The organism is Alphaproteobacteria bacterium (genome assembly GCA_040218575.1).
Taxonomy (GTDB): domain Bacteria; phylum Pseudomonadota; class Alphaproteobacteria; order JAVJRE01; family JAVJRE01; genus JAVJRE01.
Genome location: JAVJRE010000002.1, coordinates 100953 through 122323, shown reverse-complemented (window position 1 = coordinate 122323; position 21371 = coordinate 100953). Strand labels below are relative to the sequence as shown.

Here is a 21371-nt window from a genome sequence, read left to right as displayed (position 1 = left end):
CCGCCGCCCCGAAGGACGGCGGTCTCCGCGATGGAAGATGCTGCCGCGTCAGGCGGGCGGCAGCTTGTAGACCCGCCCGCGCCCCTCGACCTTCTCAGAGGTGACGTCGAGGCCGAGCTTCTTCTTCAGTGCTCCGGCGATGGCGCCCCGCACCGTGTGCGGCTGCCATCCGGTGGCTTCGACGATCTCGGCGATGGTCGCGCCACCCTCGGCGCGGAGCATCTCGATCAGCAGCGCCTGCTTGGTGCCCTCGCGCGCTGTCCGCGCCTTGGGTGCGGACTTCGTGGCGGCGGCGGCGTCAGATGCGGCGTCGTCGGCCGGCGTCTGGGTGGCGCCCGTGGGCGCGCGGTCGGCGCCATCCGGCTCGACCCCGATGGCGGCAAGGCCTGCATCGGTGATCTGCAGGAGGACCGCGCGACCGTCCTCGTCGTTCCGCCAGATGCGGTTCAACGCCGGGTCGGCCTTGGTCTGCGCATCGGTGACGCGCTCGGCGATCAACCCGCGGGAGAGGAGTGCGCCGACCACCTTGGCGGCGGCGTTGCCCCGCAGCGATCCGGGAAGCGGCAGGACATTGCGATCGTCACGCTGAGCGGCAGCGCTCAGGATCACGAGCTGGGTATCGGAAAGTTTCGGCATTTGTCGTCTCCGTCGTATCGGGGCGCGCGGGATGCGGGCCCTTCTACGAGGTCGAGCCCGCCATGCGGCGGGCGGGACCCGGAGACGCGGCGTCTCAGGCGTCGGAGAGGATCTCGAAGTGGGTGGCGAAGCCCGTGAGGTAGGGAAGCCCGGTGGGGATTCCGGTGTCTCGGCTCGTGCGCCGGTCAATGGTCCAGCCCATCCAGCGGGCGACGGCGGCATCGATGGCGTCCTTCAGCGTGTCGCCGCGGGCGAGCCAGTTGGCGACGTCGTTGGCGAAGTGGCGGCCGTGGCGGCTGTCGAGGAAGTCGCGCACCCCTTCGGGGGAGACGCCCGTGGCGGCGGCGATGGCTTGCGAGGCTTGCGTCCAAGCCTTGGGTGCGTCGGCGGCCAGATCGTCGTCGATCCGGTCGATGGTGCCCCAGAAGCCCCATTCGGTGTTGCGGGTGGGAAGGATCGTGGTGGCCATCGTCTGGCTCCTGGCTTGATCGTGCTGGCCCCATACAGGCTCCGATGCGCGCCGCTATCAAGCGGATAAGTGCATCATTTCATTGCTGTTTTAGAGGTCGCATGCAGGGCATGAGCGAGCGCCGTTATGCCGCCCATGTCGGGCTGTCGCGCGGCGCGATCCAGAAGGCGAAGGCCGCCGGCCGGCTCGTCCTGCATGCCGATGGTTCGATCGACGCGGCGGCGAGCGACGCGAAGCGGGCCGAGACCACCGACCCGTCGAAGAGCCGCCCGAAGTCCGCATCGGCGCAATCCGGAATGAAGCCCGTGCCGGAGGCGGCTGTCTCGGCGGTGGGCGATACGCTCAAGGAACAGGGGATGTCCGCGCCCGTGACGGGCGGCGGCACGACCTTCCTGCAGGCGAAGACCGCGCACGAGGTGTTGAAGGCGCAGGAGCGACGGATCCGGCTGGCGAAGCTCAAGGGCGAGCTCGTCGATCGCGACCGCGCCACCGCGCTGGTGTTTCGGCTCGCGCGCGAGGAACGGGACGCGTGGGTCAACTGGCCGGCGCGGGTCGCCGCGCTGATGGCGGCGGAGCTGGGGACGGAGACGGCGGCCATGCAGAAGGTTCTGGAGGCCCATGTCCGCGCCCATCTCGACGAGCTCGCCCAGCCCCGCATCGCCCTCTGAAAAGATTGCCGGGTTCGACGGGGCGGAGGCGCTGATCCGGGCCTGGGGTCGCGGGCTGACGCCCGATCCCTGGCTCACGGTGTCGGAATGGTCGGACACGCATCGCTGGCTCTCGTCGCGGGCCTCTGCGGAGCCGGGCCGGTACCGGACGGAGCGTACGCCCTATATGCGCGCGATCATGGACGCGCTCTCGCCGAGCCATCCGGCGCAACGGATCGTGTTCATGAAGGCGGCGCAGGTGGGCGCCACGGAGGCCGGCAACAACTGGATCGGCTTTGTGATGCACCACGCGCCGGGGCCGATGCTGGCGGTCCAGCCGACGGTGGAGCTGGCCAAGCGCAACTCGCGCCAGCGCATCGATCCGCTGATCGAGGAGAGCCCGGCACTGCGCGAGCGCGTGAAGCCGGCGCGGGCGCGCGACAGCGGCAACACGCAGCTGTCGAAGGACTTCCCGGGCGGTGTGCTGGTGCTGACCGGCGCCAACTCGGCCGTTGGGCTGCGCTCGATGCCGGCGCGCTACGTCTTCCTCGACGAGGTGGACGCCTACCCGGCCTCGGCCGACGAGGAAGGCGACCCGGTGGGTCTCGCCGAGGCGCGGTCGCTGACCTTCGCCCATCGGCGCAAGGTCTTCCTGGTCTCGACGCCGACGATCCGCGGCGTGAGCCGCATCGAGCGCGAATACGAGGCGAGTGACCGGCGCCGCTTCTTCGTGCCGTGCCCGCATTGCGGGGAAATGCAGTGGCTCAGGTTCGAGCGGCTGCGCTGGGAGAAGGGGAAGCCCGAGACGGCCGCTTACCATTGCGATGCCTGCGAGACCGCGATCGCGGAGCACCACAAGGCCGCCATGCTGGCCGCAGGCGAATGGCGGGCGACGGACGAGGCCGACGATGGGCGGACGGTGGGGTTTCATCTCTCGGCGCTCTATTCGCCGCCGGGCTGGAAGAGCTGGGCAGACATCGCGCGGGACAAGGAGGCCGCGAAGGGCTCGGACGAAGCGGAGCGGGTGTTCCGCAACACGGTGCTCGGCGAGACCTGGATCGAGACCGGCGACGCGCCTGACTGGCAGCGTCTGGTCGAGCGCCGTGAGGACTGGCCGGCAGGCATTGTGCCCGCCGGCGGGCTGTTCCTGACCGCGGGCGCGGACGTCCAGAAGGACCGGATCGAGGTCGACGTCTGGGCCTGGGGTCGCGGACTGGAAGGTTGGCTCGTCGACCATGTCGTAATCGAAGGCGGGCCCGGCCAGCCCGACAGCTGGGCAGCGCTGACCGATCTCTTGGGCCGCAACTGGCGGCATGCCGGTGGCGCGGATCTCGGGCTTGCCCGGCTGGCCATCGACACGGGCTACGAGACCGCGGCGGTCTATGGCTGGGCGCGCGCGGCCGGCTTCGCGCAGGTTGCCCCGGTCAAGGGGCTCGAAGGATTCAACAGGGCGAGCCCTGTCTCGGGACCGACGTTCGTGGATGCGACCGCGGGAGGCAAGCGCCTGCGCCGCGGCGCGCGCCTGTGGACCGTGGCGGTTTCGACCTTCAAGGCCGAGACCTATCGCTTCCTGCGGTTGCCGCGGCCGACGCCCGAGGAGCTGGAGGCCGGCGCCGCCTTCGCCCCCGGCACGGTGCATCTGCCCGGCTGGGCCGACACCGAATGGATCAAGCAGCTCACCGCCGAGCAGCTCGTGACGGTCAGGAACCGGCGCGGCTTCGCCCGGCTGGAATGGCAGAAGCTCCGCGAGCGCAACGAGGCGCTGGACTGCCGGGTCTATGCCCGGGCCGCGGCCTGGATCGCCGGCGCGGACCGATGGTCCGAGGCGACATGGGCCGATCTGGAAGCGCAGCTCGGCGTCCCGACCGGCATGGATACGCCGGCCGGCATGATTGGGCGGCCGGTATCGCAACAGCAAGGCAAGCGGCGGTCCGACTGGCTCGGGCGGCGTGAAGGATGGTTCTGACAATGGCAGACTGGACGGAAGCGGAACTCGCGGCGCTCCGGCGCGCCTATGCGAGCGGGACCACGCGGGTGAGCTATGACGGCAAGACCGTCGAATACGGTTCCGCCGAGGATCTGCTCGGGCGCATCCGGACCATCGAGCGCCAGATCAATGGGGCGGTCAATCGCCCGATCGCCGGTTTTGCCGGCTTCGCGCGCGGGGACCGCTGATGTCGGTGTCCTGGTTCGACCGGGCCATCGCGACCGTCGCCCCACGGGCGGCCACCCGGCGCGTCCTGGCGCGGCAGGCCTTCGAGGGGCTTGCCCGCTCCTACGAGGGCGCGGCCCGCGGACGGCGCACCGATGGCTGGCACGCCCCGGGCAGCTCGGCGGACGCCGAGATCGGACGGGCCGGCGCGCTCTTGCGCGACCGGATGCGAGACCTGGTGCGCAACAACCCGCATGCGGCCAAGGCGGTCTCGGTACTGGTCAACAACATCGTCGGCGCCGGCATCATGCCACGCGCCGCCAGCGGAGACGCTGCACTCGACCGCGAGGTCGATCGGCTGTTCGAGATCTGGGCGCGGGCCTGCGACGCCGACGGCCAGCTCGACTTCTACGGCCTGCAGACACTTGCCTGTCGCGAGATGGTCGAGGCCGGCGAGGTGCTGGTCCGCCGCCGCCCGCGGCGCGCCGGCGACGGGGTCATGCCGCCGGTGCAGCTGCAGCTGCTCGAGGCCGATTTCCTCGACGCGACCCGCACCGGGCCGCTCGGCTCCGGTCAGGCGGTCCAGGGGATCGAGTTCGACGCGCTCGGACGGCGCCGGGCCTACTGGCTTTTCGGCGCCCATCCGGGCGACGCGATGCACGCCCTGACTGGCGGGTTTACCAGCCGCGCGGTCCCGGCGAGCGAGATCGCCCATATCTATGAGAAGCAGCGCACGCAGGCGCGCGGCGCGCCCTGGGGCGCACCGGTCATCCGCGCGCTTCGCGACCTCGACGATTACGAGGTCGCCGAGATCGTCCGCAAGAAGACCGAGGCCTGCGTCACCGCCATCGTGTTCGGCGAGGAGGAAGCGCAACAGGGGATCGCGCCCTCGGTCGTCGACGCCGACGGCAACCGGGTGGAGCAGTTCGAGCCCGGGCTCATCGCCTATGCCCGCGGCGGAAAGGACATCCGCTTCAACCAGCCGTCGGCGACCGGCGGCTACGGCGAGTACAAGCGCGCGAGCCTGCACACGATCTCAGCCGGGTTCCGCGTGCCCTACGAGTTGCTGACAGGCGATCTGAGCCAGGTGAACTACTCGTCGATCCGCGCGGGGCTCGTCGAGTTCCGCCGGATGATCGATGCGATCCAGTGGCAGCTCTTCATCCCGATGTTTTGTGCCCCGGTCTGGCGCTGGTTTACGGAGGCTGCATGGGCAGCGGGACGTATCCCGACACCTGACGTGCCGGTCGAATGGTCGCCGCCCAAGTTCGAGGCGGTCGATCCGCAGAAGGACGCGATGGCGGACCTGCTCGCCATCCGCTCCGGCACCATGACCCTCGCCGAAGCCATCGCTCGGCAGGGTCGCAACCCCGACGCGGTGCTGGCCGAAATCGCGGCCACCAACGCCAAGCTCGACGAACTCGGCCTCGTTCTCGACAGCGACCCGCGCCGCGTCACCAAGACAGGCAGCGCGCAAACGAACGACCCGTCCGAACCTGACCGTGTAGCCGATCCGGATGACCCGGACGACGACGAGACCTGATCCGAGGAAATCCTGATGGAGCAGATGATCGAACTGCCGGCCCTGCGCCGAGCGGCGGAGCTGTCCCCGAACACGATCGATCCCGAGGCCCGCAGCGTCGAGGTGATCTGGTCGACCGGCGCCCGGGTGCGGCGTCTCTCGCTCTTCGGCGATCCGCATGACGAGGAGCTGAGCATGGCGCCGGACCATGTGCGGCTTGAACGGCTGAACAACGGCGCGCCGTTCCTGAAGGTGCACGATGCGGGCGATCTCGATGCGGTGATCGGCTCGGTCGTGCCAGGCTCCGCGCGGATCGAGAACGGGCAGGGCATCGCCCGGATCCGGATCTCCGAGCGCGATGCGGTCGGAGACATCTGGCGCGACATCGAGGCCGGGCACATCCGCGCGGTTTCCATCGGCTACCAGGTCCACCGCTACGAGGTCTCGAAGCCCGAGGGCGGCCGCGAGCTTTGGCGCGCGGTCGACTGGACTCCTTTCGAGATCTCCGCCGTGCCGGTGGGCGCCGATCCCGCCGCCGGCTTCCGCGCCAACCAAAACCTCCATGACTGCGTCCTGCATCGCAGCGCCGCAGGCCAAATCCAGCAGAGGACCAATGTGATGCACGACACCGACCAGACCGACGAGAAGACCCGCGACGCGACCGACGCGCCTGCGGAAAAGGCGACCGAGGCGAAGGACGCCGAACTCCGGCAGAAGCCGAAGGAGACGGGCGCCCGCAGCGAGCCGAAGGCCACACCCGATCCGAAGCCCCAGGAGCAGACCCGCAGCGTCGACACGGATGCGCTGGTGACCGAGGCCCGTGCGCAGGAGCGCGAGCGCGTTTCCACGATCCACGGCCTTGCCGAGAAGCTGCACCTCGAGCGCGGCTTCGCCGACGACCTGATCAAGCGCGGTGTGTCCATCGACGAGGCGCGCCGCCTGATCCTCGACCAGGTCGCCGCACAGTCCGACGAGACCCGGACCTTCGGCCATGTCTCGGTCCCGCTGGGCGGACGCGATGCGACGGTGACCCGCCGCGAGGCCGTCGCCAACGCGCTGCTGCACCGCTACAGCCCGACGCTGTTCCCGCTGGAAGACGCGGCCCGCGAGTATCGGGGCATGACCTTGATGGAGCTTGCCCGCGAGAGCCTGGAGACCGTGGGGGCCAGCACGCGCGGGCTGTCGCGCGACGAGGTGGCGACCCGCGCCCTGCACTCGACCTCGGACTTCCCCGAGATCTTGGCCGCCGTCACTAACAAGACGCTCCGGCAGGCCTACGAGGCCTATCCGCGAACCTTCCCGCTCTTCTGCCGCCAGGTGCTCGCCACGGACTTCAAGGCCATGCACCGGGTCCAGCTGGGTGAGGCACCGCAGCTTCTCAAGGTGGGGGAGAGCGGCGAGTTCAAACGCGGCACGCTCGGCGAGTCGAAGGAGAGTTACCGCATCGAGACATACGGCCGCGTGGTCGCCATCACCCGGCAGGTGCTGATCAACGACGATCTCGACGCCTTCACCCGGATCCCGGCGATGTACGGCAACGCCATCGCCCAGCTGGAGTCCGACGTGGTCTGGGACATCGTTACCTCGAATCCGGCCATGGCGGACGGCACCGCGCTTTTCCATGCCAACCACAAGAACCTCGCCGGCACCGGCGCAGCCCTCGGCGTGGACAGTGTGGGCGCGGCGCGGGCGGCCATGCGCAAGCAGACCGGGCTCGACAAGAAGACGGTGCTCAACATCCGCCCCGCCTTCCTGATCGTGCCGGCGGCCCTCGAACTCAAGGCCGAGCAGCTGGTGGCGCAGAACCTTGTGCCCGCGCAGAGCGGGAATGTGGTGCCGCAGTCGATCCGGACGCTCGCACCCATCGCCGAGCCGCGGCTCGACGGGGCGAGCGAGACCGCCTGGTATCTGGCCGCCTCGCCGAACCAGATCGATACGATCGAGTACGCCTATCTCGAAGGCCAGCAGGGCGCCTACATCGAGACCCGAAACGGCTTCGACGTCGACGGCGTCGAGATCAAGTGCCGCCTCGACTTCGGCGCCAAGGCCATCGACTGGCGCGGTCTCTACAAGAACCCGGGCGCATAAGCCGGACCACCCCCTGACATCTGAACCCTGACGAGACGGGCGGAACCCCTCGTACTGCAGGCCTTCGACTGCGGGGAGCCGCCCTTCGCCTTTCAAGAGGACCCACGCGATGAAGAACTACGTCCAACCCGGCAACACGATCACCCTGTCCGCGCCCTATGACGTTGCGTCCGGCGACGGCCTGCTCGTCGGCTCCGTCTTCGGTGTGGCCGCCGGGGATGCCGCCAGTGGCGCAACCGTCGAGACCGCGCTCATCGGCGTCTTCGACTTGAAGAAGGTCGCGTCCCAGGCCTGGTCAGCCGGAGACAAGGTCTACTGGGACAACACCAACAAGGAGGCGACGAAGACCGCCACCGCCAACACGTTGATCGGCGTAGCGACCGAAGCCGTCGCCGGTGGTGCCGGCGACGTGATCGGGCGGGTACGCCTGAATGGCAGCTTCTGATGTCGGCCATCGCCGCTGCGTTCGAGACGCTGTTCGCCGACCCGAACATGGCGCGGGAGGCCTCCTTCACGCCCTCGGGCGGCAGCGCGGTCCCGGTCCGGGTCGTCCTACGCCGACCGGACCAGGTCTTCGAGTTCGGCGAGACCCGGCTTCATGCCGCCACGACGCTGCTCGACATTCGCGTCGCCGATGCGCCGCAGCTCGCCGAAGGCGACGGGTTCCAACTCGACGGCGTTTCCTACGTCGTCCAGGGAGAGCCGAGCCGGGATCCGGAGCGACTGATCTGGACGGCGGAGCTGCGCGAGGCATGAGGTTCTCGGTCACCACGATCGGCGATCTCGGCAAGCTGATGTCCGAAGAGGTCAAGGCCGCCGAGAAGGCCGTTACCATTGGGATTACTCAAGCCACCGACGGGCTGAAGACCGAGCTCCGGACGCAGGTCACCTCGGCGGGGCTGGGTGCTCGGCTGGCGCGCACCTGGCGGGGCGAGGTCTTTCCCAAGGGCGAGGACAGCATCCGGGCGGCGGGCCTCGTCTGGTCCAAGGCGCCGGGCATCATCCGCATCTACGAGGACGGCGCGACCATTCGGTCGAAGAACGGCTTTTTCCTCGCGATCCCGACGGCGGCTGCAGGCCGGTATGGCGATGGCGGCCGGAAGATCACGCCCGGTCGATGGGAGCGACGGACCGGGCAACGGTTGCGCTTCGTCTATCGCCGCAATGCTGCTTCTCTACTCGTCGCTGACGGCATGCGTGCCCGGACAGGAAAGCGTGGTGGCTTCTCGCGCGCGAGCGCTTCCGCGCTTCGGACGGGCCGAGGACTGGTCACCGTTCCGATGTTCATCCTGGTTCCACAGGTCACGGTCCGCAAGCGCCTCGAGGTCGCCGGCGCCGCGGATCGCTGGGTAATCCGGTTGCCCAGCCTCGTCGTGCGCAACTGGATTTCTGACGGGGACGGGAGCCGCTGATGTCTCGACGTGAACAGATCCTCGCCGCACTCGCGGTTGTTCTCGCGGGGCAGTTGGCTGCGCCGGTGCGGCGCAACGAGGTGCTGCCCGAGAAGGTGCCCGCCGCCGGTCTCGTCATCCTGCGCGACGGCGAACCAGGCGAACCCGACATCACCCTTAACCCCCGCACCGAGTTCTACGCGCATCGGGTCGAGCTGGAAGTCTATATGCCGCGAGATCCCAGTGGCGGCGGCGAATCGGCGCTCGATCAGCTGCTGGGTGCAATCGGGACCGCCCTGCGTGTCGATGAGACTCTCGGCGGGCTCGCCGAGAACCTGACGCCGTCAGCCCCGGAGACGGGTGCGCTCGCTCTCGAAGGAGCGCCGCCGATGCTGACCGCCCGGATCATCGTCACGATCGAATACCTGGTGAGCGATCCGCTCACCCCCTGACCCAACCACGACCCAATCACGACAAGACGGGAGTCATCCATGCCCAAGGCGCGCGCATATGGCGCGGACGCCACCCTCAAGGCGTGCCGGGAGGCAAGCTACGGGGTCGCGCCGCTCACCGGCTATCAGAGCCTCGATTTCAAATCGACCGATCTCTCCTCGGCCCAGCCGCTCGGGGACGACCCGCTGCTCGGACGCGGGCGCAACGCGCAGGATCCCTATCGCGGCCTCATCACCGACGAGGGTCAGCTCGACATCCCGCTCGACTTGCGTGGAACGGGCTTCTGGCTGACGGGCCTGTTCGGAGACCCGGTGACCACGCCCACGAGCGCCAGCGGCTCGATCGTCTTCGCCGTCAATCCCACGGCGGGCGACACGGTCACCTTGAACGGTACGGTCTGGACGTTCGTCTCCGGTACTGCCGGCGCAGAGGAGACGCAGATCCAGGGAACGGCTACTCAGACCGTCGATCAGTTGGTCAGCGACCTCAACGCCTCGGCTGATGCGGAAGTCTCGAAGTGCAGCTACTCCCGGCCGGCAAGCACGCAGACACTGACGATCGAGTTCGATACGGCAGGCCCGTCTGGCAACGCCTTCACCATCGCGGCTTCGGCGGCGAGCGTCTCGGGCTCCACGCTGACCGGTGGAGGCTATGCTCATGTCTGGGAGAGCGGCGCAGACGACATTCCGAGCTACACGATCGAAGTCGGCCACCCGAGGCTCACCACGCCGGTGTTTTTCCGTCACCTCGGCACGGTGATGGAGAGCCTGAACTTCGAGATGGGTCAGGAGGGACCGGCAAATGCCCGTCTCCAGCTCGTGGCCCAAGGCGAGGAACGCTTCTCGGCGACGGTCGACGCCAATCCGACGGCCTACGCGCTCCGGCGCTTCAGCCAGGGGCGCGGCTTCATCCGACGCGGCGGTGCGGCGCTCGCGGGCGTCACTGGCGGCAGTCTGACCTTCTCCAACAATCTCGAACGCGTCCGGGTCATTCGCGAGGACGGCAAGATCGAGGCGGCCGATCCCACGTTCGCCTCGGCGGAAGGGTCGATGTCGGTGCGCTTCGATGGCGCGACGCTGGTGGCCGAAGCCGCCGATGGAGATCCCGTCGCTCTGGAATACGGCTTCACCTTCCCGGAAGGCTACGCGCTCCGTTTCGAACTGCCGCGGGTCTTCCTGCCGAAACCAAAATACGCCGTTTCCGGCCCCGGCGGGGTCGAGGCGAGCTTCGACTGGCGCGCCGCCTTTGATGACGGCGAAACCACCATGCTGCGCGCGCATCTCCTGAACGACGTCACCAGCTACGCATAAGGAGTATCTCCATGATCCGTCTCGATCTTTCCCGCGAGCCGCGCTGGCTCGATCTCGGCCACGGCGTGCGCCTTCGCGTCGGTCCGCTGACGACGTCCTTGATGGCCGCGGCCCGCAGCGATCCGACCGTCACCAGCCTGCCCGAAGATGCATCGAACGAGACCATCGCGGTCACCATGGCCAAGGCTCTTGCTCGACTGGTCGTGCTGGAATGGGAAGGGGTGGGCGACGCCGAGGGCGAGCCCGTCCCGGTCACACCGGAAGGTATCGACGCGCTGCTGGACATCCTGCCGCTCTTCGAGGCGTTCCAGCTCCGCTACGTGTCCAAGGGTCTGCTGCTGGAAGCGGAAAAAAACGGCTCCGCGCCCTCGCCGAATGGCACTTCAGCGGGGGCGACCAGTATTGCCGATCCTGCCGTGGCATTTGCGGCGAATGTCCCGCCGTCCTGAACCGTCCGCAGACGGTCGAAGGCTGGCAGGTCTGGGATCTCGCCAAAAAGCTCACGGGGCAGCTGCGCGCCGTCCCCGGTGCGATCCTCGGCCTCGACATGACGGCCGCTCTCGCCTGCGCGCACGCGCTTGGAGTGGACACCCTCGTCTGCGCGGAACTGCTGCCCGAGGTGGAGGGCATGATGGTGCGCGGGCTGAACGCGCAAATCAGAACTGATCAAGATGGCTGAGAAACGCGTCTCCGTTCGCCTTGCCGTGGTCGGAGGGCGTGAAGTCCGTGCCGAGCTGCAGGGTATCGGCGACGCGGGGGAGCAAGGCTTCCGTCGGCTATCGCGGGAGATGGACGCTGCGAACAGCCGTGTCGCGGCCTTTTATCGGCGCGTGCAGATCGCGGCTGCCGCCGCGGCGACCGCCTTCGCCGCGGGCGCTGCGGCCATGATCCGCTCCGGCCTTCAGGTCGTCGACGCACAGGCCAAGCTCGCCCAGTCGCTCGGAACCACCGTCGAGAGCATTCAGGTTCTCGAACGCGCCGGTGAACTGGCCGGCGTCTCGATGTCCGGCATCGAGCAGGCGACCAAGGACCTCACGCGCCGTCTCAGCCAGGCGGCCGCCGGGACCGGTCCTGCCGTCGCGGCGCTCGAACGGCTCGGGCTTTCGGCATCGGCCTTGCTGGCCCTGCCGCTGGACGAGCGTGTCGGTCGGATCAATCAGGCGATCGAGGACTTCGTGCCCGCGGCCGAGCGTGCGGCGGTGGCCGGGCAGCTGTTCGGGGAGGAAGGCAGCATCGCCATCTCCCGGATCGACACGACGACCCTTCGGCAGGCGACACAGGACGTTCGCGACTTCGGCGTGGTCGTCTCCGAGCAGGACGCCGATCAGATCGAGCGGACGAACGATGCGATCTCCCGCCTCGGTCTGATCTGGCGCGGGCTGTCGAACCAGCTTGCCGTTGCCGCCGCCCCGGCCCTCGAAGCCGTCGCCGACGCGCTGGCGGCGATTTCGCGCACGACCGGTCCGCTTGGTCAGGGCATTCGGCTCCTGTTCGACAACATCGGCCGCCTCGCCTCGATCGCCGCAGCCTTCGCCGCCTTCATCGCCGGGCGCTGGGTCGCCGGCATGGTCGTGGCCGCCGCCTCGGTGCGCGGCCTTGCCACCGCGCTGGTCTTTCTGCGCGGCGCGTTGATCCGCACTGGGATCGGCGCGCTCGTCGTGGCGGCAGGTGAGCTGATCTACCAGTTCGGTCGGTTGGTGCAGGCGACCGGCGGCTTCGGCGCCGCACTCGGCCTTCTGGGTGACGTGGCAGCCGAGGTCTGGGACAGGATCGGACTGCTGGCCGGCGTCTTGAAAGCGCGCATCGACGCCGCCTGGAGCGGCATTCAGGCGAGCATTGCCGACGCGCTACAGGCGTCGCTCGAGGCCGTCGTCGCCTTCGGCAATCGCACCATCGGTACGTTTGAGGGTGCTTTCGATGCGATGGTCGTCATCTGGAGCAACCTGCCTCGGGCGATCGGCGATCTGACGATCCAGGCGGCGAACGCGCTGATCGCCGGGCTGGAGTCGATGCTCAACGGTGCCGTAGATGGCATCAACGCGCTCCTCGAAGGCGTCAATGCCGGTCTGGCGGCGATTGGCATCGAGCAGGCCATCGAGCTGGTGCCGGACGTGGATCTCGGCCGGATCGAGAACGAGTTTGCGGGTGCCGCGAGCCGGGCTGGCAATGCAGCGCGTGATGCCTTCGCCGCCGCGTTCAAGACGAATACCTTCGCGACGCCGGATTTCGGTCTCTCGGCTTTCGCCGAGGATGCGCGCGCTGCCGCCGACAACGCGCGAGAGACGGCGACGGCGCTGGGAGAGCTGGCAGGCGCGCCCCTCGCGTCCATCGCGGCGCTCCGGGAGGCCATGGCGGGCGCGAATACCGAAATCGACAATGCGGCCGGGGCGACGGAGCGCCTCGATGAAGCCTTTGCAGCCATTGGCGGCACCGGGGGCGATGCCGCAGGAGATGGCGAAGGCTCGGCCGGTTCCGCCGCGCGCGCCGCGGAAGCAAGCCGCGCCGCCGGTGAGGCGGCGGCAACGGCGGCCACGCAGGCGGCAACCGGCTGGGCGGCGGTTCGCGAGGAGCTGTCCCGCTATGCCGGCGAGGCGATGGATTGGGGCAAGGGGCTGGGAAGCGCTCTCACCAGCGCCTTTCGCAGCGCCGAGGACTCCATCGCCAACTTCGTGACCGGCGGCAAGATCGACTTCAAGGCGCTCGCCGATAGCATTCTGGCTGACATCACCCGCATCGCGGTTCGTTCCGCGATCCTCGGGCCACTGGCCAATGCGCTCGGCGGAGGCAGCGGAGGACTGCTCGGCGGCTTGTTCGGCGGCGGAGGCGGGCTGTTCGCCGGCATCTTCCATCAAGGCGGCGTCGCCGGGGGGTCCGCTCAGCAGCGGCTCGTCCCGGCATTCGCCTTTGCGGGTGCGCCGCGCTTCCACGACGGTGGCCTCGCGGGGCTTCGTGCCGACGAGGTGCCCGCGATCCTGCAGCGCGGTGAGATGGTGCTGTCGCGGGCTCAGCTCGCCGCCATCGGCGCCGCACGCGAAACCCGTCCACCGGTCAACGTGGTGATGAACATCTCCACCCCGGACGCGGGCAGCTTTCGCTACGCCCAAGGGCAGATCGCCGCCGACGCCGCCCGCGCCATGGAGCGGGCCCGACGTAATCTCTGAACTGGGCAATCTCTGACGGATCGACAGATGAGCGGCTTTCACGACGTTCAGTTCCCGCCGGACATCTCCTACGGGGCGTCCGGCGGCCCCGGCTACTCGACCACCGTGGTGACGACGGTTTCGGGACACGAGCGGCGCAACGCGAACTGGGCCGCTGCGCGGGGCAAATGGAACGTGGCGCACGGCCTGAAGAAACGCGATCAGGTGGCCGCCCTCATCGCCTTCTTTCGCGCGCGACGCGGGCGTGCCTACGGTTTCCGCTTCAAGGACTGGACCGACTATCAGGCGCTGGCCCAGCTGATCGGGCAAGGCGACGGCGCGAGCAAGACGTTCCAGCTCGTGAAGACCTACGCCAGCGGCGGCGAGGTCGAGACCCGGGTCATCACCAAGCCCGTTCCCGGAACGGTGAAGATCTACCGCGACGGCGTCGAGGCAGTCTCCGGCTGGAGCGTCAACACGGCGACCGGGCTCGTGACCTTCACCGTCGCCCCCGTATCCGGCGTCCAGGTGACGGCGGACTTCGAGTTCGACGTGCCCGTCCGCTTCGACAGCGATCAGATGGACCTCACGATCGAAACCTATCAGCTCGGCAGTTGGGGCCAGATCCCGGTGCTGGAGATCAGACCATGAAATCGACTTCGGCAGCCCTCGCGGCGCACATCGCCGGACCGGTGACGACGCTCGCCACCTGCTGGCGCATCTCGCGCTTGGACGGTAAGGAGTTCTTCTTCACCGACCACGACCGCGATCTGTCGTTCGAAGGCAAGGTCTACAAGGCGAGTTCCGGCTATTCGCGCACGGCCATCGCCAACGATGCGAGCCTGAGCGTCGACAATCTCGACGTCGAGGGCGTCTTCGACAGCGCGTCGATCACCGAGGAGGAGCTGCGCGCCGGTCTGTTCGATCAGGCCGAGGTGCGGATTTTCCTCGTCAACTGGGCGGACCCCGCCATGGGCGCTCTTCGGGTGCGCCGCGGTTGGTTCGGCGAGGTCGTGCTGACCGAGCAGGGCATTTTCCGGACCGAGCTGCGCGGCATGACCCAGGCGCTGCAGCAGCGCATCGGTGAACTCTACAGCCCCGAATGCCGCGCCGATCTCGGGGATCATCGCTGCAAGGTGCCGGCAAACCCGACAGAGATCGCCCGATCGACGGCGTACCTCGTCGGTGACGTGGTGCGCGTGCGCACGACCGGCACGCCGGTCAGCTTCCCGCTGCCGATCGTCAACGGCAGCTTCGAGGCAGATGGTGCCAGCGATGGGTCCAGCTTCACGCCCACCGGATGGACGAAGGTGTCCGGCGACTGGGACGTGCACGACGCTGGCAATGGCAGCCTGACGCCTGCGACTGGGAGCTCTTACCTTGAGGGCGGAAGCTCGGCATCGGGGGAGTTGACCCAATCCATCGACCTCGTCACATCGGGACTGGATCCACTGCAGATCGACGGAGACGCCTACCGGCTCGACGCGTCGGTGAGCCGGGCGAATTCGTTCCCGGACGATCTAGGGCGGGTCGTCATCGAAGCTCTGGACGGCTCGTCGAACCTGCTCTCAACGCTTCTCGACACGGGCTTCGAGGTGATCCTGCCCGAAGACAGCTGGGTTCAGCGGGGCGTTTCGCAGGCCCAGTTGCCGGTGGGAACCAGGTTTCTCCGCTTCCGGCTCCTGCACCAGCTCGCGGCTGGCAGCCAGTCGAACGCGGCTTTCGACGCCGTCGTGGCCACGATCACGGACACGACGGCATCGGTACCGACTTCCGCGGATTTCGAGAACCGCGTCTATCGCTGCGTGACCGCCGGAACGACCGCAGCTCAGCAGCCGAGTTTCGACACCACCGTCGGCGCGCAAACCGCCGATGGCGGAGCGGTGTTCGAGGCCGAAGAAGCCTGGAGCCGGTCGGGCGTCGTGACGGCAGTCATCGACCGGGCGGTCTTCAATGCCACACTCGATGAACCGCGAGCGGTTGATGGCTGGTTTGCTGGCGGTGTGCTGACCTGGGAGACCGGCGCCAATGCCGGTCGCTCCATCGAGGTCAAAGGCTGGAACCAAGGCAGCGGGCGGATCGAGCTGTTCCTGCCGATGGGATACGCGATCGAGCCCGGCGACGCCTTCCGCGTTCATCCCGGCTGCGACAAGCGGCTCGACACCTGCATCGACCGGTTCGCAAACGTCCTGAACTTTCGCGGCGAACCTTACGTGCCGGGCCAGGACGCCATGATGAGTTATCCCGATGCACGCTGACCGCCCACCATCAGCGACCGCCACCGCGATCGGGGATCTGGCCGATGCGATCGTCGCCGAAGCGCGAACATGGCTGGGTGTTCCCTGGCGCCACCAGGGGCGAAGCCGCGCCGGTGTTGATTGCGCGGGGCTCGTGGTGCTGGTGGCGCGGGCGCTCGAACTCGCCGACTACGACAGCACGGTCTATGGGCGCCGCGCGCAGGGACAGGGCTTTGTCGAACACTTTCGCGGGCACATGGACGGCATCGCCGTCACGCAAGCGCGGCCCGGCGACGTCCTCGTCTTCGCCGATCAAGCTTATCCCTGCCACTGCGGCTTTCTGACGGAACGCTTCGGACGGCCGCATCTCCTGCACGCGCACGCCACGCGCAGGCAGGTGATCGAGGAACCCTATGCCGGCGAATGGCCGGCCAAGATCAAGTTCGCATTTCGCTTTCGCTCTCCTGGATCCTGACCTCGGGACTTTGCGTATCGCGTTTTCGGACGCGGAACCGGCTCCCACTTTCACTGAGACCGCTCAATGGCCATTCTCGTCGCAGCAGGCGGGGCCGCGCTCGGCTCCGCAGTCGGCATCGGCTGGCAGGCCGGCTGGCTCGTCGGCTCGGTGGTCGGCAGCCTTCTGTTTCCTGCCAAGGGACAGAACGTCACCACCGAGGGACCGCGGCTCGGCGATCTGACCGTTTCCTCGTCCGCCTATGGCGCATCGATCGCCGTCGGCTACGGCACCTTGCGCATGGCCGGCAACATGATCTGGTCCTCCGGCATAGCTGAGCAGCAGAACGTCACCCGGACCCGCTCCGGCGGCAAGGGCGGCGGCGGAGCCACCCAGACCTCGGTCACGTATTCCTACTTCGCGTCCTTCGCCCTCAGCTTCGGCGAAGGGCCGGCCGAGGACGTGCTTCGGATCTGGGCGGACGGCAAACTCATCTACGACAAGACCGGCGCGAGCCCCGACGTCGCCAAGCCGGATCTCAAGTTCCGTTTCCATTCCGGGGCGGAGGATCAGCTGGCCGATCCGCTGATCGAAACGCACGTCGGCGCGGGCCGTGCACCCGCCCATCGGGGTCTTGCCACCATCGTCTTCGAAGATCTGGCGCTCGCGGACTTCGGCAACCGCATCCCCAACATCACGGCCGAGATCACCTACCAGCGGGCGGCTCAGCAGCCCTACCAGCTGCTCGATTTCATCACGACGGGCGAAGGCGGATATTTCGGCAGCTACCAGATCGACGACCTGGCCGTCGATTGGCGGCGCGGATACGGCTACTTCCTGGACAGCGACATCAACGCGGCGCAAGCCGGGATCCGCCGCTTCAGCCTGCGGACCATGAAGGAGGACCGGCAGGCGCGGATGACGGCCGTGACCAGCCTCACGCCCAACAATTTCCCTGGCACGCTGTTCTGCGGCGAGGACGGCCATCTCTACATGACCGTCGGTACGGGCAACTCGCGTCCGATCATCCGGGTCGAGCCCAACGCCTTGAAGGAGGTGGGCCGCTTCGGCTTCTCCAGCACCGGCCTGTCCAACTCCACAACCCGCTTCGTTGCAACGAGCTGGCTGGGTATGGTCTCGGCCTATGGGCCCTCCGGCCGCATCGACTGCCTGCTCACGGGCTCATTGTTCGATGACATCGGTCTCCTGCGCGCCGAGACTATGGGTTACGTCTGGGGCGCCGGCCAAACCGTGACCGAGCCGCGTGTGCGCGGCGTCATTGGTGGCGCCGTCGGCGAAGGGTTCGGGGACGGCTGGATCCTCGGCAGCGGGACGAGCACGAACCATGGGAGTCTTGGCCTCTACCGCATCCGGGTCTCGGCGCTCGCCCGGTACGATGCGCTAACCGGCCAGTCGCTCGGCGTCACCTTCGAGAAGATGGCGACATTCAGCCCGGCGGAGATCGAGGGCGGTGCGACCGGGTTCTACAGCAGTGCCGGCGGCCTCACCTACGACACCACCGATGACAGCGTGATCTTCCAGGTCCGCGTGTCGAACGGCGGCTCGGGCGGGACGGTCTACACCCTCAAATGGCGGGCGGACACCGGTATCGTCTGGAAGACGGCCGTTCCGAGCCAAATCAACTACGAAGGCCCGTTCCTCGGCCAGTGTCGTCTCAGGGGCCAGCGTTGGACGGTGATGCGCTCGACCCGAGTCGTGCAGCTCGACACCGCGACCGGTGCCATCGTGCTCAACGAGCTCTGGCCCAATGCGGTGAGCGAGCAGGGCGCCCAAGTCTACGACGCCGTCACCGATACGCATCTGGTGCGCGGCAGCCAAGGCTGGGCGAAGCTCTTCCTCAACCGCGGCGGTGGCGGCGGAGAGACGCTCTCGGGAATCGTCTCCAACCTCTGCGCGCGTGCCGGCCTCGGTCTGTCCGATATCGACGTCGCCGACCTCGGAGCAACGGTTCCCGGCTATGTCATCGGCCGGCAGACCACCGTGCGAGGCGCCATCGAGCCGCTGGCACATGCCTATTTCTTCGACGCCGCTGAAAGCGACGACGCCCTGCGGTTCCGGACGCGGGGACGATCGCCCGCCGCGACCATCGATGCGGATCTTCTGCTGCCGCTGGATGAGCGGACCGGCGAAAGCTGGCGTGAGCGTCGCACGCAGGAGGTCGAACTGCCGGAACGGGTCAGCGTCGTCTACATGGATCGCGGCGTCGACTACCAGCAGGGCACGCAGAGCGAAAAGCGCACTTCCCTGCCGCTGCCAACCATGCATTCGCGCAACCAGTCCAGCGTAGAGCTGGCCCTTGCGCTGGACGCGACGACGGCCAAGCAGATCGCCGCCAAGACGCTCTACAGCGCCTGGATCGAACGCAGCACTTACGAAGCCGAACTGCCGGCTGACTGGCTGCGCCTTGATCCCACCGATGTCGTCGACGTGGTCTTTGCCTCGGGCTCGACCTTCCGGACCCGCATCACCCGTCTCGATGTCGGGGCCGATTTCTCGCTCGCGGTGAAGGGGGTTTCGGAGGCTGCCGCTACCTACGTCTCCAACGTGGCTGCCGATGGCGGCTCCGGCAAGCCGGTCCAGATCGTCGGCAGTCAGGCCGCGACGCGGCTGATCCTGCCGGACTTGTCCCTGCTGCGCGACACCGATGACACCGGCGGGTCGGGGTCGCGGCTTTACTACCTCATGGGCGGCTTCGGAGGCCCGGGCTGGCCCGGTGCCTCTCTCTACCGCAGCGCCGACGGCACGGCGTGGGCCCAGGTCGGGCGATCCCTGAGCGAGGCGGCCTGGGGCGCCACCGCAAATGCCCTCGGCACGCCGACATCCCCGTTCGCGACCGATGAGACGAACAGCCTCACGGTGTTCATGACCACCGGCGCCGAGCGGCTGGAGAGCGTCACACAGGACTCGATGCTCAGCGGCGCCAACGCGGCCCTCGTGCTCAAGGCCAACGGCGAGCCCGAGATCATCCAGTTCCGCGACGTGACGCTGAACCCGGACGGCTCCTACACCCTGTCCGGGCTTTTGCGTGGCCGACGTGGCACCGATGTCTTCGTGGACGGGCACGAGGCCGGCGAGTTGTTTGTCCTCCTCGACCCCGACGATATCGAGACCATGGTCACCTCGCTCGGCGATCTCGATCTCCCCCGGTCCTGGAGGGCGGTTGGGTTCGGCACGATCTTCGAGGATGCGGAAACGTTGGTCGCCAGCCATACCGGCCGGGACCTCAAGCCCTACGCGCCCTGGAACGTGCAGGCTGCTCTGACCGGCAGTCCGGCCAACATCAGCCTCTCTTGGGTGCGGCGGACCCGGATCGGTGGCGAGTTGAAGGACGGCACCGGCCTCGTCCCGCTCGGCGAGACCTCCGAGGCCTACGAGATCGACATCCTCTCCGCCCCGGGCGGAGTGGTGAAGCGGACGCTCACCGCAACGAGCCCAAACGTCGTCTACGCCAATGCCGACATCCTCGCCGACTTCGGTGCGGTCCCGTCGTCCCTGACCGTCGCCGTCTTCCAAATCAGCGCCGTCGCGGGCCGCGGCTTCCCGCGCACCGTCACTTTGGAGATCAACTGATGCCCAGCCCCAATCTGGCCGTGACCCATGTCGCGGCCGCCCAGAACCAGAAAGAGGTCACGATCAACGACGCGGTCGATGCCCTCGACAACGCCATGAACCAGGCACTGTCGTTGGCGATGGCCGACGCCGACCTGACGCTGACTGGTACCCAAGCCAACCGTAACGGCCTGATCATCCTAACTGGCACGCTGACGGCATCCCGGATCCTGACGCTGCCCGCCAATCACCGGCGGCTCGCGATCCGAAACGCCACCAGTGGCGGCCAGGACGTCCGCGCCAAATATGCGGGCTCCGGCGCGGAGGCCATAATCGTTCCGGGTGCGACGGTGCTGGTTCAGGGCAATGGCAGCGATCTCTATGGGGTCGGCGGCGGCGCTGGCGCGCTGGGTGATCTCACCGACGTCTCCATCGCCGGCGCCGCCAATGGCGACGTCCTCCAGTTCGATGGAGCCGCGTGGGGCGCCGCAGGCGTCGGCATCTTCAACCGCGCTCTGTTGCCCTTCCGGGGCGCGCTCCTGCGACGCTCGACCAATTTCAGCGTCACGACGACCGGCGCCTATGTCGCCGTGCCATGGCAAAGCGCCGAGTACGACAGCGACGCGTTCTGGGATGCCGGCCAGCCCTCGCGCCTGACCGTTCCCGCCGGGGTGACGAAGGTCCGGATCGTCGGCAACATCGAGTGGCAGACATCGCCGACCAGTCAGCTGGTCGAGGTGCGCAAGAACGGCAATAGCGCGCTTGGCGGCGGCGCCGTCATCGTGCGCGGCGACAGCGGCTACTCCAACCAGATGCGCAATCTGTCGAGCGCGGTCCTGCCGGTGTCGGCGGGCGACTGGTTCGAGCTCTCCGTCTATGTCGGCACAGCCGGAGAGCTGCGTGGCCTCGAGCGCACGTGGCTGGCGATCGAGGTTGTCGAGACCGCGGATGCGATCGATCCCCCGGCCGACGTCACCGGCTACAAGGCCGGGCAGCCGGCAGCGGACGAGGTGATCGCGCGGGTCCCGGTGGCGCGACGCACCCGGCTGAAGATTGATCTTGCCGGAAGCCATGCCAGTGCCGAGGCCGCGGCAACCGCTCAGACGGATTTCGACATTCGGGTCGACGGCGTGAGCAGCGCCACCATGCGCTTCACCGCCACCGCCACAAGCGCCACTTTCATCGCCACCAGCGAGACCGTTCTGGAGCCCGGTCAGGTGCTCAGCGTGGTCGCCCCATCGACGCCTGACGCCACGCTCGCCGGGATCGGATTCACGCTGGCCGGCTCGCTGGTCCTCTGAT

Annotated in this window: 20 protein-coding genes; 18 read left to right on the top strand and 2 right to left on the bottom strand. The window is 68.1% G+C overall.

The window, feature by feature from the left end; translation table 11 throughout:
• Positions 1-48 precede the first annotated feature (48 nt).
• Both RIE31_02150 and RIE31_02145 read right to left on the bottom strand, forming a co-directional pair.
• Positions 49-636 carry a DUF3489 domain-containing protein gene (locus RIE31_02150; protein ID MEQ8639403.1) on the bottom strand — a complete coding sequence of 196 codons (588 nt, stop codon included), beginning with the start codon at positions 634-636 and terminating at the stop codon, positions 49-51.
• Positions 637-730: 94 nt separating this feature from the next.
• Positions 731-1105: a hypothetical protein gene (locus tag RIE31_02145; protein MEQ8639402.1), complete on the bottom strand. Its 375-nt coding sequence runs from the start codon at positions 1103-1105 to the stop codon at positions 731-733.
• A gap of 101 nt (positions 1106-1206) precedes the next feature.
• Between RIE31_02145 and RIE31_02140 the strand changes: the two genes are divergently transcribed.
• From RIE31_02140 to RIE31_02055, 18 genes are all read left to right on the top strand, one after another.
• Entirely contained in the window at positions 1207-1773 is a 567-nt protein-coding gene (locus RIE31_02140) for a hypothetical protein (GenBank protein ID MEQ8639401.1), read from the top strand.
• Complete coding sequence (locus tag RIE31_02135; protein MEQ8639400.1) at positions 1724-3718, top strand: phage terminase large subunit family protein; 1995 nt, start codon at positions 1724-1726, stop codon at positions 3716-3718. The genes RIE31_02140 and RIE31_02135 overlap by 50 nt, the downstream gene beginning before the upstream one ends.
• Positions 3719-3720: 2 nt before the next feature.
• Positions 3721-3927 (top strand): hypothetical protein, encoded by a 207-nt coding sequence (locus RIE31_02130; protein ID MEQ8639399.1) that lies wholly within the window; start codon positions 3721-3723, stop codon positions 3925-3927.
• Entirely contained in the window at positions 3927-5447 is a 1521-nt protein-coding gene (locus RIE31_02125; GenBank protein MEQ8639398.1) for a phage portal protein, read from the top strand. Before RIE31_02130 ends, RIE31_02125 begins: the two co-directional genes overlap by 1 nt.
• A gap of 15 nt (positions 5448-5462) precedes the next feature.
• Positions 5463-7514, top strand: coding sequence for a Mu-like prophage major head subunit gpT family protein (locus tag RIE31_02120; GenBank protein MEQ8639397.1), 2052 nt, complete (start codon positions 5463-5465; stop codon positions 7512-7514).
• 109 nt (positions 7515-7623) lie between these two features.
• The gene (locus RIE31_02115; GenBank protein MEQ8639396.1) at positions 7624-7959 is read left to right on the top strand and encodes a DUF2190 family protein; all 336 of its coding nucleotides are present in this window, start codon (positions 7624-7626) and stop codon (positions 7957-7959) included.
• Positions 7959-8270 (top strand): hypothetical protein, encoded by a 312-nt coding sequence (locus RIE31_02110; protein ID MEQ8639395.1) that lies wholly within the window; start codon positions 7959-7961, stop codon positions 8268-8270. Before RIE31_02115 ends, RIE31_02110 begins: the two co-directional genes overlap by 1 nt.
• Entirely contained in the window at positions 8267-8926 is a 660-nt protein-coding gene (locus tag RIE31_02105; GenBank protein MEQ8639394.1) for a DUF6441 family protein, read from the top strand. The genes RIE31_02110 and RIE31_02105 overlap by 4 nt, the downstream gene beginning before the upstream one ends.
• On the top strand, positions 8926-9357 hold the full coding sequence (locus RIE31_02100; protein ID MEQ8639393.1) for an acyl-CoA transferase: 432 nt from the start codon (positions 8926-8928) through the stop codon (positions 9355-9357). Before RIE31_02105 ends, RIE31_02100 begins: the two co-directional genes overlap by 1 nt.
• Positions 9358-9396: 39 nt before the next feature.
• A complete protein-coding gene (locus RIE31_02095) occupies positions 9397-10668 on the top strand; it encodes a phage tail tube protein (protein MEQ8639392.1) in 1272 nt (423 codons plus the stop codon).
• Positions 10669-10679: 11 nt separating this feature from the next.
• On the top strand, positions 10680-11117 hold the full coding sequence (locus tag RIE31_02090; protein MEQ8639391.1) for a hypothetical protein: 438 nt from the start codon (positions 10680-10682) through the stop codon (positions 11115-11117).
• Between the two features lie 98 nt (positions 11118-11215).
• Entirely contained in the window at positions 11216-11347 is a 132-nt protein-coding gene (locus RIE31_02085) for a hypothetical protein (GenBank protein ID MEQ8639390.1), read from the top strand.
• Positions 11340-13829, top strand: a complete 2490-nt coding sequence (locus RIE31_02080; GenBank protein ID MEQ8639389.1) for a phage tail tape measure C-terminal domain-containing protein — start codon at positions 11340-11342, stop codon at positions 13827-13829. The genes RIE31_02085 and RIE31_02080 overlap by 8 nt, the downstream gene beginning before the upstream one ends.
• A gap of 27 nt (positions 13830-13856) precedes the next feature.
• Positions 13857-14459 (top strand): DUF2460 domain-containing protein, encoded by a 603-nt coding sequence (locus tag RIE31_02075; GenBank protein ID MEQ8639388.1) that lies wholly within the window; start codon positions 13857-13859, stop codon positions 14457-14459.
• Positions 14456-16066 carry a DUF2163 domain-containing protein gene (locus RIE31_02070; GenBank protein MEQ8639387.1) on the top strand — a complete coding sequence of 537 codons (1611 nt, stop codon included), beginning with the start codon at positions 14456-14458 and terminating at the stop codon, positions 16064-16066. Before RIE31_02075 ends, RIE31_02070 begins: the two co-directional genes overlap by 4 nt.
• A complete protein-coding gene (locus tag RIE31_02065) occupies positions 16056-16520 on the top strand; it encodes an NlpC/P60 family protein (GenBank protein ID MEQ8639386.1) in 465 nt (154 codons plus the stop codon). The genes RIE31_02070 and RIE31_02065 overlap by 11 nt, the downstream gene beginning before the upstream one ends.
• A gap of 66 nt (positions 16521-16586) precedes the next feature.
• Positions 16587-20090 (top strand): phage tail protein, encoded by a 3504-nt coding sequence (locus RIE31_02060; protein ID MEQ8639385.1) that lies wholly within the window; start codon positions 16587-16589, stop codon positions 20088-20090.
• Positions 20090-21370, top strand: coding sequence for a hypothetical protein (locus tag RIE31_02055; GenBank protein ID MEQ8639384.1), 1281 nt, complete (start codon positions 20090-20092; stop codon positions 21368-21370). Before RIE31_02060 ends, RIE31_02055 begins: the two co-directional genes overlap by 1 nt.
• Position 21371 lies beyond the last annotated feature (1 nt).